Source organism: Thalassospira sp. GB04J01, from assembly GCF_000751115.1.
Taxonomy (GTDB): domain Bacteria; phylum Pseudomonadota; class Alphaproteobacteria; order Rhodospirillales; family Thalassospiraceae; genus Thalassospira; species Thalassospira lucentensis.
The window spans coordinates 1-14,891 of sequence record NZ_CCDX020000008.1 but is presented as its reverse complement, the minus strand read 5'-3'; the positions used below and the strand labels follow the sequence as shown (position 1 = coordinate 14,891).

Genomic DNA, 14,891 nt, shown 5'->3' with positions numbered 1-14,891 from the left:
ATGAATGACGGATTATAGGTATGTCGACATGTATTGTCCGGAATAACCCAGATGACTGATTCTATGAAAATTACTATTGTAATTAGATCTCTAGAGCGGGGGGGGACTGAAACTCATTTGCTTAGAACTCTGCCTATGGTTGTGGGCAGTCAGTTTAGTATGTCGATATTCTGCTTTGAACGCCCTGGAGAGTTATCTGGGGAAATGCGACGATGTGGAATTGAAGTTGTTACGCCCCCGATCAGCGGCTGGTTCGCACATATTCCTATTATATTTAAGCCGCTTACCACTATTTGGACCTGTGCTTTTTTTTGTTGGTATCTGTTCCTTCGCAGCCCCGATGTTGTCCATTTTTTCTTACCAGCTTCATACCTGATGTTGGCCCCTATTTCGTTACTGCATGTGGGCTCCAAAAAGATTATGAGTCGTCGCAGTATGAACAAATATCTCGAAAAGTATCCAAAATGGGTTCGCAAAGTAGAATTCTTTCTGCACAAAAAGATGTCAGTCGTCCTCGCCAATTCAAGAGCGGTCCTTAAGCAGTTAGAATACATGGAAAATGTGCCTGCTGAAAAACTGCGGCTCGTATATAACGGTATTGACGAGACAGAAAATGTCAGTAGGCGAGATGTTGCCGTAAGAGCCGATCTTGGAATAAAATTGGATGCTGTTGTGCTTGCAGCTGTTGCTAACCTGCTTCCATACAAGGGTTATCAAGACCTCATTGAGGCATGCGGCTTCCTGTCTAAGAGTTTCCCAACGCTACCGGATTGGCACTTGATTGTAATTGGTAACGACAGCGTTGGTATGAAGAAAGAGTTAGAAAATCTGGCCGTGAGGTTGGGTGTCAATCAAAGGTTACATTTTGTTGGCAAAAGAACTGACGTCAATCATTACCTTGCGGCTGTAGATATTGGAGTGCTGGTATCTCATGAGGAAGGTTTTTCAAACGCAGTAATCGAAGAAATGTCGGCAGGCTTGCCTATGATTGTTTCTGATGTAGGAGGGAATCCAGAAGCTGTAGTACATGGAGAAACAGGTTTGGTGGTCCCCGCGAAAGCACCAAAAGAACTTGCAAAGGCGATAGCTTATTTACTTCAAAACCCAAGAGTTGCTAAGGAAATGGGGCTTGCGGGTAAAAAACGTGTCCGAGAATGTTTTTCTATTGAGCAATCAGCAGAAGGATATCGTTCAGTTTATCGTTCGCTGGGTCATTCTAAAATGATGTGATTGTTAACGTATTTTTGTGTGCCGTCCGTTTGGTTCTTCTGGGGTTTTTCTGAAATGATATACCACTCACATATGCTTGCATTGAGAGCGGTAAACCGTGTTTGGCCGATGTTTTATAGGATGAAGCTCTTGAGTTGGGCGCGGCGTGCCGGCTTGGCTGGGCCTGTAATCTTACTTTCTTTTGACTGCGACACCGATCGTGATGCTGAAGCGGCAGTGCGAGTTCAAGAGTATCTTCAGAAATTTGGCATGACAGCATTTTATGCTGTGCCGGGAGAACTGCTTGAAACGTATTGGGGGGAATACTTTAAGCTCCTCGACTTGGGGGCTCAGTTCGTAAATCATGGCTATAGACGTCATGCAGATATTAATGAGATGACAGGAAAGCCGTTTTCAACATTTACTTATGGCAACGTACCCGATGATGTTTGGAAAAATGACATTTTGCTTGGGCATGACGTGCTAACGAAGTTGACAGGCACTCCGCCCACAGTCTTTAGAACGCCACATTTTGGAGAGTTTAACAAGAAAGAGCAACTTTCTAAGATGTACTCTTTTCTTGCTTCATTGGGGTATCGTGTTTCAAGTTCCACCAAGCCTGTGTTCGGAATGTTGAACGGTAGCGTTTACAACTGTGGAGAAGGTCTCGTTGAGCTGCCATTGAATGGTTGCCTAAGTAAACCAGCACAGTTGATGGATAGTTGGGGTTTTTTGTCGGCACCGGATGCGCTCGGAAAGCAAAAGCTGCTCAGAGAATTGGAAAGTTACAGGAAGCTGTTTGAAGCCGAATTACCAATAGTCTTAAACCTCTACTTTGATCCGGCAGATATTGTGAATGAGCCCGATGTGCTGCATGCGTTGTCGTGTTTTTCAGAGTTTAGCTGCATGACTCTAGATGACTGCGAATTTTTGTCTTTGGCTCATACAGGGAAATGATGTCCGTTACTAATATGCCCCGTTTGCTTATCCTCGGGTATTGTTATCCCCCTACGGTCAGTCCGGAAGGCTTTGTAACTGCAAAACTGTTGCGAAATGTACCTGATTGTAAGATTGATGTTTTAACGCTCGATAATGGTTTGATCGGCCCATTTCTTGACAGTGAAATGGGGAATTATGCCGAGAAAATATCCGGCCGAGTGATTCGAGTTGGTGCGTCAACATTAATTCGAAAAATAAGCAATTTTCCGCGCTTGCCGTTTCGGCCTGACCGCTGGATTGTACTTAATAATGTCGTTTCCTCCAAAGCGCGAAAACTTTTGCTTCGGGAGAGATATGATTGTTTCGTGACGCGCTCACAATATCACTCCTCACACCTTGTTGGATTAAAGCTTAAACGAAGAAATCCGGAGATTCCTTGGATTGCGTGCTTTTCAGATCCTTGGTCGAATGCAGATCATCAAGTGAGCGTTCCGGTGTTTTCAAATTGGAGCGAAATGCAGGAGCGAAAAGTATTAGAATGTGCTGATTGCCTTATTTTCCCGACGGAAGGTTTACGAGATCACTTTACAAATGGTGACTTTGCGCTGAATGCGAAGTCCTCGATCTTACCTCACTCGTTCGATGCCTCCCTTTATGCGAGGAAAAAGTCCCCAAGAAAAAGTTTTGGCTCATCTGTCACGCTTCGGCTGTTTGGGTCGTTCTATGGAGCTAGGACGCCCGATGCATTATTTTCGGCCATAAATCGACTGAACCTCGAAAGTCAAATTAACATCACTCTTGAAGTGTTTGGTGCTTGGCATCCATCCTATGTCGAGCTTGAAGATCAGAATGGTGGACGTAAAAAAAAGCATGTCAGGTACATGGGCCAAATCCCTCATCTGGATGCTTTGCGCGAGATGCAGGATGCAGATTTACTCGTAGTTGTGGATGCTCCTGGGAAAGGGAGTAGTTTTTATCTTCCTTCGAAGCTTGTTGATTATTTAGGCAGCGGTACGCCTATCCTATCTCTTTGCCGCTCCGGGGTGGTGTGCGACATTACTCGAAAGGCAGACGGGATAGTTGCGGATCCCTCAGACGTATATGGTATCTCTGGAGCGATCCGAAATTGGTTAAATGCCAGAGAGTGTCAATATTCGCCATCCGCATTAACTCTATCTAACTACGAAGCTAGTTGTGTCGGGCGAAAATTTCGGGACTTGGTTGGATGTTTGCTAGATGAGAAAGTTTCTAAAAAATAATAGTGCTCCCCCAATTGTGTTGGGAGCTTTCATTGGGGTTATTACTCTACTACCGTTTATGCGTGTTCGCGTTAACTACGAATACATTGAGTTATCTGGTGCACTGCAATTCATTGTGTTTGTGGGGCTTTTTGTGGGGCTGATAGCCTTTGCCAATTTTAGATTTTCTGAATTATTTTCTGAGTTTAAATGTCTCTCATTAAACCAAAGTTGCCTTCTTTTCCTTTTATGGTGTGCTGTTGCTGTAATTTCCAGTTTTGTGGGGCAGGACCCTATACTTTCTCTAAAAAGAGCAACACTGGCGCTTGTTCCAGCTTGCTTGGTTTACTTCACGGCGTATTCGTGTGCAGATCCAAGAAAAATATTAAAAGGTTTTGTTCTTGGGATGTGTTTGATCACACTAATTTCTATTTTTTACGCTTTGGCCGGTTGGATCGCAGAAATTACGAATACTGATCCCAACGTAAGACATGGCACATTTTTTTTATTTGGGCTCGAATTCTCTCAGTCTCTTGGTCAGAGGCGCATTTTATTTAACAACGAGTTGATTGAATTGCAGAGATTTTCTGGTTTCTACCCGAACCCAAATGGAATTGGAATAATGTCTGCAATTTGTTTGATTTTTTTGACTTTAATTAAAAAAGATATGCCTAAAAATTATGTGTTTCTTTTGGTTATGATGGTTTTAGGGCTATTGCTTTCTGGGTCCAGAATGTCGTTGTTACTCGTAATTTCATCATACGCATACTTTATTATTTCTCCACGTTTAAGAACAAAAATATTCAACGTGCCTTCGGCTATATTAGTCTTTTTATTTTCAATTGTTCTTATTTTTGTTTGGGCTGAGTTTTCACAAGAAATCTCAAACATGTTTGATGGAAGTAGACAAGAATTTCTAAGCTTGGGTGAGAGAGGAAATGGTTTTCTTAAAGCAATTGAGATAGCCTCGCAGAACTGGTTCATAGGAAGTGGTTTCGGTCTGGGTGCTGAGGTGGTATTTGGAAAACAAGCAGATGTAATGGCAATTCATTCGGTCATTCTGAATGCAATAGTTGAGACAGGTTTTTTAGGTGCAATTTTAATTTCTGCTCTATGGGTAAGGCCGCTTATTTCTGGAGATAAGGTAACTACGGCTGAACATTCAAAGGATTTGCAAACGTTATGTTTGAATGCAGTCGTGTTCGGCCTGTTGGTTGCTGAGTTGTTTGATCTGAGCGTTACGAGGTTTCATTATATCCATTTAATTCTCTTTTTCCTTCTGGGGCTGAGTTCTGCTTTTCAGCGTCGATGTCGCAGAAGGATTGAAACCTGATGTATGAGGTCGTCTTACGTTCTGATTGTGACAGGGCATGTTGGGACACAGCCGCTGATACATTCACGTCTGCCTGGGCGTGGCACCGAACAGAATTGTTAAACGCAAGAAGTCAGTGGTTGCGGACGGAGGATCACAGTTTTTGTGTGCGGGATAGATCCCGTTCGGACCAGATTGTCGCAATAGTGCCGTTAGTTGTTGTAAGGCCGAGGTTTCTTAACGCATGCGTCGGGGGGCACTTTGAGAGTACAGGTGGGCCTGCATTATCTTCGGAACTACCAAGACGTTCTTTGAAAAAGGTACAGGAAATAATCCAAGCTACCATCCGCTCTCTCGCAATTTCTCTGAAGGTTCGTAGATGTGATTTTTCAAATGCTCCGCTTGTTCCTCAGTTACTGTGCATCGATCGTCCATTCCCAAATCCAATGTGCTATTTTGGTATCAAGGATACATCGACACAGTCTTGGGTGTTATCGATTAGGGAGAGGGCGCTAGAAGGATTATGGAATGGTCTTGAGCATCGAAGCAGGAAGCAAATTAAAAAGGCCGAACGCAATGGTCTTACGGCAGATATTGTTGTTCCAAACTCAAATATTTGCGATCAGTATTATGACCTTCATATCAGAACTTGCATGCGCAACTCTATCTCTCCGCATCCGAAGGCATACTTTCAGTCTCTTTTTTCAGAAGTCGCTGATGCAGGGCTATGTAAGAGTTGTGTTGTTCGCGACCATGGTAATCTTCTCACGATCCAAAATTTTTTGATCTATAAAAATACAGCACTTTACTGGACCGTTGCCAGTCACGAGGACGCTCTTAAGTTGTGCGCGAACGACTATGGAATGTGGAAGTCAATACAGCATTTTAGTGAGGCTGGTTTGGAATACCTAGAATGCGGGGAGGCCTTTCCTTCAGCGCCAAATGGGAAGCTGAAAGGTCTGAACGACTTTAAGAAGTCATTCGGAGGAGAGCTGTATCCCTACTATCGTGGGAAAATCGTCTATCAACCAGTCCTGGAGGGCGTGCTCGAAATACTTCGGCAGTTTCGATCGGGGGGCGCTGCTACATGAATAAGGTTGAGCAACAGCACTTTGATGCCTGTGCCAGTGTATATGAGACCGAAATTGGTGAAGAATATCCGCAGTGGCTCAAATGGCATCTCATAGAGAAATACGCGAAGCATGGTGACCGGGTGGTTGATATAGGTGGAGCAAACGGTCGTCACGCTCTTGACGCTGCTCTGAAAGTTGCCTGTGAAACAATTTGCGTGGATATTAGTGAGGGCATGCTTAAACAGCTGAAACAGCGGCCCGACTATCTTTTGGCTGAAGTAGAAAGTCGCCCAACTCCTGTCGTGGCATCGGCCCTGGAGTTGCCGATTCATGATGAAACTGTCGACCTTGCCTGGAGTTACGCAACGCTATTGTTGATTCCTGATCAGCAAACTGCAATTTCAGAAATGGTCAGGATTGTTAAGCCGGGTGGGATTGTAATCCTTGATATTGGTAATGTTTGGAATCTTGGTTGGTTATACTGGCGACGGTTTTATCTAAAACGTGGTTTTCCTGGCATTTTCCCCATGTCGCGGCGCCAAATTGGTAAATTGGTTCATGCGCTTGGGTGTCAGACCTTAGAGGATATACCAACGGGTATCCTCAGTCAGATATTGCTACTTCCTTATATTGATAAAGTCACAAGATTGCGTGACAGGATACATAAGAAAGGCGCATACCCCGACTTGGATGGACGATGTAGTAAATTGCTCCCAATATTTGCAAATCGCTACTATCTGGTTTTGAGAAAGAAAGGCGGCTAAGTGAAGACGCCCTGCGCAAGACGATTGTTGCGGTTCTGGAAAAGTGATCTTGGTTTAAGATTTATAGCAGAGGCTGCAGCACGTGGTAGCGGCTTTGTTGTTACACCGTTGCTGTCTTGGACGCTAGGGGCAGCAGTGTTCGGTGGCTACACTCAAATTCTCAGTCTTTCTTTTGCTTTCGTGCCAATCATTTCTGCCGGCCTCGGCTATACGGTTATTCGACAAGTTGCTGCCGGACCAAAGCCGCAACAGGGGTGGGGCTTACTAGTTTTTTCGATCAGTTTTGTTTCTTTGCTTTGCGTGTTACTTGCTGGCGTAATGTTAGTGTTTTCTGGAGAAATCAATTCACTGATTTCCCTAAGTATGGCTGTTAAATCCTCTTCCGTTGTTCTCGCAGTGTCAGCGTTAGCATGGGTCGTCGCAATAGAAGCTCTTGTTCAAGAGTACTTTAGGGCGATGAGATGGGTGCGTTATTCGTTGATTGTGCAGCTAAGCGCTTTAGCCTTGCATCTATGTGTTCTAGCTCTTGTTTTTCTTGCGGGTAGTCTTTCATTGTGGTCTGCACTTGCAGTTTTAGTGCTCACAAAGCTCTGCGTGATCGCAGTGGTAATGATCGTAATGTTCTTGCTGTACTCAAAATCGGACAATGGACGCTGTCAGAATCCAAATTGGCGAGTATTGATTTCAGGTGTTCCTTTTATGCTTGCAGGGTTTGCTGAATGGGCTGGAAACTTAGGGGACCGCTTGATCGTAGGGAATTACTTGGGGGCGGAGGTGGTTGCGCAGTATACAGCGGCCGTAATGCTTCTTTCTGTAATTGTTGCGCTCGGCGCCCCATTATGGTGGTTGTTGTTTCCAGAGATAGTTCAGCAAACACATCATTCGAATTATCAGCGTTGTCGTGAAATTGTTCAGCAGCGCACCATGACTTTTGTTGAGCTTGGGTTACCTACACTATTTTTGCTCGCTTTAATCGCAGACCCCGCTATTTCCCTGTTGGTGAACAGCAATGCAACGGATATGTCAGGCGTCGTTTTTCTGCTTGGTGCTGCAGTATTTGTAAATCAACTTGCGACAGGTTGGGAGTACTTCATTGTATCCGTTTCTTCAGGCAAAAGATTGATGTTTTCAACCCTGATCAGTTCATTGTTGGGGTTTGCAATAGCGATTTATCTTGGCCCGAGTATGGGCATAGCAGGAATTGCGCTGGGCGTTCTCTCAGGGAAGGTGATTTTGGCATTTACTTATTGTGTGTTGGCCAACCGAAATGGATTCCCAGGTGCCGTATGGGAGACACTACCGTCCTTCATCATTCTTGCCGTCAACGCTGTTGTATTCGGCTTAGTTAAATATTTGGTCCAAATTCTTCAATTAAGCGGAAACAACGAAATTTTAGTTGGATCGGCATGTTTATTTATTCTGTTTTATGGCGGTGTTTATTGTGTTTACAAGCACTTGTCTGACTCTGGTTTACAAAGTTGACGATATGCTCTGCTATACGGTCTGCGGCCTTGCCGTGCCCCTGTATTTTTTGCCATTTTTCTGTGGCGCTCGGTTGTGGGCGAACACTCAGGTGATTTGTTACGGCTTCACTCAGGTTTTTAGCTTGTGACCCTATGAGGCACCCTAGTCCAAGGTCTATGATTTCGGGGCGTTCCGTGACGTCTCGGACCACGATGATCGGAACACCGCAATATGGTGCTTCCTCCTGCATTCCACCAGAATCGCTGATCACTAAATCTGCAAAGTCGAGCATAGTGATCATTTCTTGATATGGTAAGGGCTCTATAAGTTGTAAATTTAAATGCTTGTCCCCTTCAGGAAAATGTCTTCTAACCGTTTCACGCACTTTAGGATTTGGATGTAGTGGCCATACAAATCTATTGTCGCTGTGTTGCTTTATGGTTTTAGCCAATTCGACGCAAAACTGATCCAGATGACCATCCAAAGCTTCTCGGCGATGCATAGTTATAAGTATAAGCTTTTCCTTACTGCCGCCCTTGACTGGCTTTAAGAGAAGTTGAGCATTTGGTTCTTGTCTCGCAAGCACAAGGCTGTCGATACCGGGGTTGCCAACAACATGAATTTTGTCGGAATGAATGCCCTCTTTGACTAAGTTATCCTTGGCTTGATCTGTCGGCGCTAGATGTAGGGATGTTATGCGTGCTATCATTTGCCTTAGCCCCTCTTCGGGCCAGGGGTTGGTTAAGTCATGGGTTCGTAATCCGGCTTCAACGTGAACCACGGGAATGTTTAGCAGAAAACCGGACATCGCTCCTGCAAACGCTGATGCGGTATCTCCCTGAACTATTAGAATTTCTGGACGGTTCTGCGCGAACTCCTTTTCAAGTACAGTTAAAACTCTTTTATGAATATCGCCCGATGATTGCGTATTTGTCATCAATTTGAAATCGATATTTACGTGTATATTCAGGCTATCAACCGCTTGATCTAGAAGTTTTCGATGTTGCCCTGTGCAGTAAAAGGTGACGTTGTTCTTGCCGACTAAGATATGGAGGGCCCGAACAACTGGAGCTAGTTTTATCAATTCTGGGCGTGTTCCTGCGATAATCGCAATTTTATTCATCTTGTCTGGGCCTCTTCATGTCGGGGAATAGCTTTTTGTGTCTTTTCCATCTCATTTGTCAGCAAGTGATACATCTTTTCGTTGCAAGTCGCGGGGGCAAAAATTCGTTTAAAAGCGTTCTTTGTCTTTTGCCCATATAGTTCTGATTTTTGTTCATCACTAGCCAGTTCAACGAGAGCAGACAGGAAGCTTTGCGGGGTGCCAGAACACCACACTATAGAGGCATCCTTGTATTCGATTGGACGTCCTTGCTGCAGTTCATTCAGTACAATAGGCAGGCCTACCAAACCAGCTTCAATTACTGTTTTTGGGACTTCTGAAAAAAGAGTGAAGGCGATGAAGGCGTCAAAATTTTTTAATTGTTCAACAAGTATAATGTTTTGTATTCGTGGAATTAGAGTCACCCTTTGTGACATGTTATATCTTTCTATCCATTGCTCCACTTGAAACCTATTCGGACCATCACCCACTACTGTGAGATGAAAATTCTCACAATTCTTGATTGCGTTCAAAATTGGAAATACTGATTTTCCATCAATAAGTCTACCAACAGTAATTAATCGAAAAGAAGATTTCCGAACATAGGAACGCTTTGTATCGCAGTCCCGAACGCCAACCGAATTAGGGATAAGAACAGTTTTTTCTCTGTACTTCATTGAAATGGTGTTAACTGCTGGGCTGTAAACTGGCGCCAGAAAATCAATGTTTTTATGAGTGTATCGCCTGAGAAAATACTCAAAAAATCGGATCAAACGATGTTTTATGGATATGGCTTCAGTTTTTGGCAGGGTTAAATGGCAGGTGTGAATGCTGGCAACACTTCTGTATCCGTATTGTTTGCCAATGATTGCGGCGACAGTTCCCGCAAAAGTATCTCCGTAAGCTCTGACTGATACAGATTTTACGTCATGAAAGCTTAGGTCCAAGTGTTTGTTTATGTACTTTTTAATAAGTTGTGGGATAAATAATGTTGTTAGCATTCCTTGGAAAGTCATAAGATTAGTTGTATAGAATTCGGCATATGCACTTCCGCAAAGTTTTTTTATTTCTTCCGTATCAGGTGCATCTGGGCAAAGAGATATTATTGCTACTCTGGAGAATTTCCCACCAGGGTTGAGATATGAATAAGGTGTTTCACCTTTCGTGATCCACTCAGATATGCGTGCAGCCACAACAATGATTAACAAATTCGACAATAGTCATCACCAATTAATGGGTGTAAATTTATGTAGAAATGAGCCTAAATTCTCGAATTAGCTATTAGCAATATGCCATTTGCAGGCCTGTTTTGTAGCTCGAATTTTTGAAAGCTAGTGCACTTGTCTCGTTTGGGAAGCATAAAGCATAGTGACTTTTTCGGGAATTCGTCAATTGGATCACAATTGATCCGCTAGGAAAATTTGATGTTGATCGGAAGCTTCTCATTAGTAAGAGTGTAATCTTATTTTTGGGATAGTACTAACATTCAGTTTGGATTCCTAATTTCGATTTGATTTATATAAACACCAATTTTTGGATTTTTATAATGCGCTCATTTGTCTTGTGGATCGTCGTAGCTGTCTCATGGATATTTCGTTTAATTCCAGGAAAGGCGAGGGGGGGGCTGATCTTTGGACTGCTTATGATTGAGTCCCGTATAGGGCAGCCAGCCGCAGCGTTAAGACGTTTGTACCCCATAAAGGATAACTTGGAGCGATTGTTGTCTGAGCGGGCAATGTCATACGAGGGGGGAATTCATCCCAAGCATCGTTTAATGCGATATCATGACTTCTTCGTCGAAAACATTCAGCAGGGTAGTCGTGTTGTTGACATTGGTTGTGGAAATGGAGCAGTTGCACGATCTATAGCGTTGAATGTACCTGGTAGTGAAGTCTGCGGTGTCGAGATGGATGAGTACCGTTTTAGACAGGCAGCATCCGCTGATAACCCTAAAAATCTCGAGTTCATATTTGGTGATGCGTTTCAAGTTCTGCCGAAAGGAGCCGCTGATGTTGTTATTCTCTCAAATGTATTGGAGCATATCGAGGATCGTCAAGCCTTTCTAAGTCGAATTATTGATGTCCTGTCTCCAGGGGAAATTCTGATCCGTGTCCCCGCTTTTCAGCGTGAGTGGCATGTTCCACTTAGAAAGGAACTTGGGATAACTTATTTTAACGATCGGACTCATTTTGTTGAGCATACTGTCGCCGAGTTCGAGGGTGAGTTACAGCGTGCCAGAGTTCAAATTGATAGCTTGAAAACAATTTGGGGCGAAATATGGGCAGTTTGTCATCCCGATAAACCAACGGGACAATGAGGGATGTTGCCTTCAGTTTCTGTCGTTATTCCTTGCTATAATGGGCACGCTTTCCTGGATCAGGTTGTTCAGTCTGTGTTCAACCAGACAGTCAAACCCTTGGAAATCATCATTGTAGACGATGGTTCCGACAATCCCGAAACCATCAAGTTCCTGGACGAAATTTCAAGTAGGGTGCTTCTCATAAGGCAGGAAAACAAAGGTTTGCCGCGTGCTCGCAATGTAGGGTTCGCTGCTGCTAAAGGAGAATACATTCTTCCCCTTGATTGCGATGATTGGTTAGAGCCTGAATTCTTGGAGATGGGTTTGAAGTTGATTACTGAGAATGAAGGTATCGACTTCATGTTTTCTTGGATGTCTCTGGAGGCAGAGTCATCTGGAGTTTTGGAAAAGCATTATAACTTTTTTGAACAGTTGTTCTTAAATCAACTTCCCTACTGCATTCTTCAACCCAGAAAAATTTGGGAGGATTTGGGGGGCTATGATGAGTTGATGCGCAAAGGGTATGAAGACTGGGAGTGGAATATCCGGTTAGGCAAGGCTGGTTATAAGGGGGGGGTCATTAAGCGCCCGTTATTCCACTACCGAGTGCAATCAACGGCGATGCTAGCCAGTATATCTCGACGGAAACATGTCGACTTGTGGATGTTTATTCGTGAAAAACATGCAGGTCTCTACTCCGGCAAGGAGCTGTTCGCTATGTGGAAAATATGGCGTCACTCTGGGTCAACTAGACCGTTGTTCTTATATTTCGGTTGGGAAGCTCTGTATCGTCTTCTGCCAAAAACCCTGTTCAGGTTTTTGGTTTCTACGTTATTCTCTCGAGCGCATTCCGCCCGTTTTAAGAAGAAATAGTTTATCTTTTTTCCCCGTACCCAGACAAATAGGGAGTTACAGGCTTTTTAAAGACGAAACCACGGCTTCAATGTCTCTTGGGGACATTGAAGTATGGATCGGAAGTGAAAGGCAGGAATTGTAAAAGCTTAGTGTGCCTGAAAAATCAACTCCTACTGTTTGTGTGCGATAGTAAGGCTGAAGATGAACAGGGATGTAGTGAACTTGAGTACCAATTCCATCATTTTTCAGTTTTTCCATCACGTGATTACGCCCTTTACCTAGAAAATCGTTGTCAAAGAGTGCAATCATTAAGTGAGGGCATGGCGAGCAATTGGGAACGCGATTAGCTAGCCTAATCCCTTCCGGCAGGCTGTTCTCTAGAGAATAGTATTTTTCCCGTAACTCTCTTCTCTTGGCTGCGAACATATCGAGCTTTTTAAGCTGGCTGCTGCCAAGAGCGCACTGAATGTCAGATGCCCTGTAGTTGTAGCCTGGTTGAGACATTTCATAGTACCAACTACCCCATTCGCCCGAGCGGTCCTTGCCTGCATCTTCTGAGATAAACTCTTCTGGCTTACGGGTGATCCCATGATTCCGAAAAAGCTCAAGCTTCTTTGCAAAGTCACTCGAATTGGTCGTAACCGCTCCACCTTCACCCATCGCAATGGTCTTCACAGGATGAAAAGAAAAGGCTGTCAAGTCTGACCACTTGCAGTCACCTGCGACGTGTTCGAGGTTGGGGCCATAAGTTGTGCCTATCGCGTGACATGCATCTTCGATGACAAACATGCCTTCGCGCCGCGCAACTTTGCTTATTGCTTCCATGTCACAGAGTTGCCCGGCTAAATGCACAGGCACTACAACTTTGGGGCACAGGCCAGCTTTCTTTGCACGAAGAATGGCATTTTCTAGGTGATCTTTGGTCATTAACCCTGTTGCTGGATCGCAGTCCGCGAAAATGACTTTAGCTCCAGTAAATGTCATTGCGTTGGCAGAGGCTAGAAATGTTACTGATGGGACAATGGCAGCATCGTTCTTAGAAAGACCGATTGCATGAGCTGCCATATGCAGTGCGGCCGTACCAGAGTTGCATACAATTGCGTAATTGGAGCTCGTTTTATCTGCAAGCAGACCTTCAAACTCATTCACAGCTGGGCCGGTTGTAAGGTAATCGGACTTAAGCACTTTAACGATGGCTTCTATATCATCCTGATCAATTGATTGTCGGCCATATGGGATAAATTTTTGCGTCATTTTGATTGGCTTTCGAAAAAGCTCCAAGCATGGGAAATGATTTCTTCAAGGTTTCGGAACCTTGCCGTCCAGTTAAGCAACCTTTTAGCTTTTTGGGCGCTTGCAACCAAGCGTTCAGGATCTCCGTCTCGACGTTTTTGATAGTTAATCTCGAAACTTTTCCCAGTTATCTGTTGGCATAGTTCTAAAACTTGCAGCACGGATGCACCTGACTCCGTGCCAATGTTTATGTAGTCAAAATTTGGTTGATGCTGGTTGGTAACAAAATTGAGAGCATCAATATGTGCTTTAGCAAGGTCATCGACATGAATATAGTCCCGGATACAGGTTCCGTCCAAGGTGTTATAATCCGTTCCAAATACTTGCATCCCAGAAGTAATGCCAGCGGCCGCTTGAAGCGCTAGAGGAATCAGATGCGTTTCTGGAGTGTGTCTTTCTCCTGCACGTGCATTGGGGTCGGCACCCGCAGCGTTGAAATAACGAAGTGCAAGTGCTTTGAAGCCATATATTTCGCTGTAGTCTTGCAAGATTGTTTCTACGATGGCTTTGGAGCGTCCATAAGGGTTGGTTGGTCTTATCTGTTGCTCCTCGTCTATCAATTGTTGGGAGCAATTTCCATAAACGGCTGCGGTTGAAGAAAATACTATACTATAGCATTCGTTGGCGCGCATTGACGCAAACAGAACTTGTGATCCTGTTACATTAACATTGTAAAAGTCCTCAGGTGTCCTCATCGACAAACCTGCTTCGATTAACCCGGCTAAATGAATTACGGCAATCGGTTTATAATCTATAAAAATATGATCTAACGTTGCGCGATCACGTATGTCTCCACGAACAAATGAAGCTTCGATCGGGACCGAGTCCCTATGACCATTTGTAAGATTGTCGAGAACGACCGGGCAATATCCATGTTCCAGTAATCTCAAGCAAATATGTGAACCGATGTAACCTGCGCCACCGGTAACAAGTATGTTTTTCATTGGATAATGGTGCCCACTTTTGTAACTTTAGTCGAGACACATAAATTTATGCAGAAGGCTGAATAACTAACTTTCTAAGCGCATAAGGTACAGAGCAAAATTCTTATACTGTTTGAATAATGTGCGTCTTGGGGCCACCAATAAGTCCTATTACATTACATCCAGTTCATTTTTCTTTTTTTGAGTTTTCCTTTGGCAGCGAGTAGCGTGAAGAGCGGTGTGGCGTTTCGATCAAACGCTGTAACGCTGCCAAAAAAGTCCTTCGGATAGAGTTCTTCTGCCCTAGGAGTGAGCGCCCTTAGCCCCGTGGCGCGCAAGTTCTATTCCTTGCCGCGCAGAAAGCGACCCCTTCAAAATGGATCAGATTAATGCAAAGGGTTTAAATGGCCGAACTGGATC

13 protein-coding genes are annotated in these 14,891 nt (G+C 44.1%); 9 read left to right on the top strand and 4 right to left on the bottom strand.

Translation table 11 applies throughout. The features are described from left to right. The first annotated feature begins 51 nt into the window (after window positions 1–51). The 7 genes from AMM48_RS05250 (at window position 52) to AMM48_RS05220 (ending at window position 8,017) form a co-directional block, all read left to right on the top strand. Complete coding sequence (locus AMM48_RS05250; RefSeq protein ID WP_102783210.1) at window positions 52–1,230, top strand: glycosyltransferase; 1,179 nt, start codon at window positions 52–54, stop codon at window positions 1,228–1,230. 129 nt (window positions 1,231–1,359) lie between these two features. Further along, window positions 1,360–2,166 carry a polysaccharide deacetylase family protein gene (locus AMM48_RS05245; protein ID WP_158246428.1) on the top strand — a complete coding sequence of 269 codons (807 nt, stop codon included), beginning with the start codon at window positions 1,360–1,362 and terminating at the stop codon, window positions 2,164–2,166. A 14-nt stretch (window positions 2,167–2,180) separates the two neighbouring features. Then, a complete protein-coding gene (locus AMM48_RS22065; protein WP_146030378.1) occupies window positions 2,181–3,407 on the top strand; it encodes a glycosyltransferase in 1,227 nt (408 codons plus the stop codon). Further along, window positions 3,385–4,719, top strand: a complete 1,335-nt coding sequence (locus AMM48_RS05235) for an O-antigen ligase family protein (RefSeq protein ID WP_102783207.1) — start codon at window positions 3,385–3,387, stop codon at window positions 4,717–4,719. The genes AMM48_RS22065 and AMM48_RS05235 overlap by 23 nt, the downstream gene beginning before the upstream one ends. Before the next feature lie 290 nt (window positions 4,720–5,009). Then, window positions 5,010–5,789, top strand: a complete 780-nt coding sequence (locus AMM48_RS05230; protein ID WP_158246427.1) for a GNAT family N-acetyltransferase — start codon at window positions 5,010–5,012, stop codon at window positions 5,787–5,789. Further along, window positions 5,786–6,535, top strand: coding sequence for a class I SAM-dependent methyltransferase (locus AMM48_RS05225; RefSeq protein ID WP_102783205.1), 750 nt, complete (start codon window positions 5,786–5,788; stop codon window positions 6,533–6,535). Before AMM48_RS05230 ends, AMM48_RS05225 begins: the two co-directional genes overlap by 4 nt. Continuing rightward, the gene (locus AMM48_RS05220) at window positions 6,536–8,017 is read left to right on the top strand and encodes a lipopolysaccharide biosynthesis protein (protein ID WP_102783204.1); all 1,482 of its coding nucleotides are present in this window, start codon (window positions 6,536–6,538) and stop codon (window positions 8,015–8,017) included. Here AMM48_RS05220 and wecB read toward each other — a convergent pair. Together wecB and AMM48_RS05210 are read right to left on the bottom strand one after the other, a co-directional pair. Further along, window positions 7,950–9,122, bottom strand: coding sequence for a UDP-N-acetylglucosamine 2-epimerase (non-hydrolyzing) (gene wecB / locus AMM48_RS05215; RefSeq protein ID WP_102783203.1), 1,173 nt, complete (start codon window positions 9,120–9,122; stop codon window positions 7,950–7,952). The two genes, AMM48_RS05220 and wecB, sit on opposite strands and share 68 nt — an antisense overlap. Beyond that, window positions 9,119–10,318 carry a glycosyltransferase gene (locus AMM48_RS05210; RefSeq protein ID WP_146030377.1) on the bottom strand — a complete coding sequence of 400 codons (1,200 nt, stop codon included), beginning with the start codon at window positions 10,316–10,318 and terminating at the stop codon, window positions 9,119–9,121. The genes wecB and AMM48_RS05210 overlap by 4 nt, the downstream gene beginning before the upstream one ends. 329 nt (window positions 10,319–10,647) lie before the next feature. Between AMM48_RS05210 and AMM48_RS05205 the strand changes: the two genes are divergently transcribed. Both AMM48_RS05205 and AMM48_RS05200 read left to right on the top strand, forming a co-directional pair. Next, the gene (locus tag AMM48_RS05205; protein ID WP_102783201.1) at window positions 10,648–11,418 is read left to right on the top strand and encodes a class I SAM-dependent methyltransferase; all 771 of its coding nucleotides are present in this window, start codon (window positions 10,648–10,650) and stop codon (window positions 11,416–11,418) included. 3 nt (window positions 11,419–11,421) lie between these two features. Then, complete coding sequence (locus AMM48_RS05200; RefSeq protein ID WP_102783200.1) at window positions 11,422–12,273, top strand: glycosyltransferase family A protein; 852 nt, start codon at window positions 11,422–11,424, stop codon at window positions 12,271–12,273. A 36-nt stretch (window positions 12,274–12,309) separates the two neighbouring features. Here AMM48_RS05200 and pseC read toward each other — a convergent pair whose 3' ends face one another. Then, complete coding sequence (pseC, locus tag AMM48_RS05195) at window positions 12,310–13,509, bottom strand: UDP-4-amino-4,6-dideoxy-N-acetyl-beta-L-altrosamine transaminase (protein WP_102783199.1); 1,200 nt, start codon at window positions 13,507–13,509, stop codon at window positions 12,310–12,312. Further along, entirely contained in the window at window positions 13,506–14,492 is a 987-nt protein-coding gene (galE, locus tag AMM48_RS05190) for a UDP-glucose 4-epimerase GalE (protein WP_102783198.1), read from the bottom strand. The genes pseC and galE overlap by 4 nt, the downstream gene beginning before the upstream one ends. Window positions 14,493–14,891 lie beyond the last annotated feature (399 nt).

Excerpts from the sequence above, each read along its gene's own strand:
- AMM48_RS05200 (WP_102783200.1), top strand. The coding sequence starts at position 11,422 with ATGTTGCCTTCAGTTTCTGTCGTTATTCCTTGCTATAATGGGCACGCT.
- AMM48_RS05235 (WP_102783207.1), top strand. The coding sequence starts at position 3,385 with ATGAGAAAGTTTCTAAAAAATAATAGTGCTCCCCCAATTGTGTTGGGA.
- wecB (WP_102783203.1), bottom strand. The coding sequence starts at position 9,122 with ATGAATAAAATTGCGATTATCGCAGGAACACGCCCAGAATTGATAAAA.
- AMM48_RS05205 (WP_102783201.1), top strand. The coding sequence starts at position 10,648 with ATGCGCTCATTTGTCTTGTGGATCGTCGTAGCTGTCTCATGGATATTT.
- AMM48_RS05225 (WP_102783205.1), top strand. The coding sequence starts at position 5,786 with ATGAATAAGGTTGAGCAACAGCACTTTGATGCCTGTGCCAGTGTATAT.
- AMM48_RS22065 (WP_146030378.1), top strand. The coding sequence starts at position 2,181 with ATGCCCCGTTTGCTTATCCTCGGGTATTGTTATCCCCCTACGGTCAGT.
- pseC (WP_102783199.1), bottom strand. The coding sequence starts at position 13,509 with ATGACGCAAAAATTTATCCCATATGGCCGACAATCAATTGATCAGGAT.
- galE (WP_102783198.1), bottom strand. The coding sequence starts at position 14,492 with ATGAAAAACATACTTGTTACCGGTGGCGCAGGTTACATCGGTTCACAT.
- AMM48_RS05250 (WP_102783210.1), top strand. The coding sequence starts at position 52 with ATGACTGATTCTATGAAAATTACTATTGTAATTAGATCTCTAGAGCGG.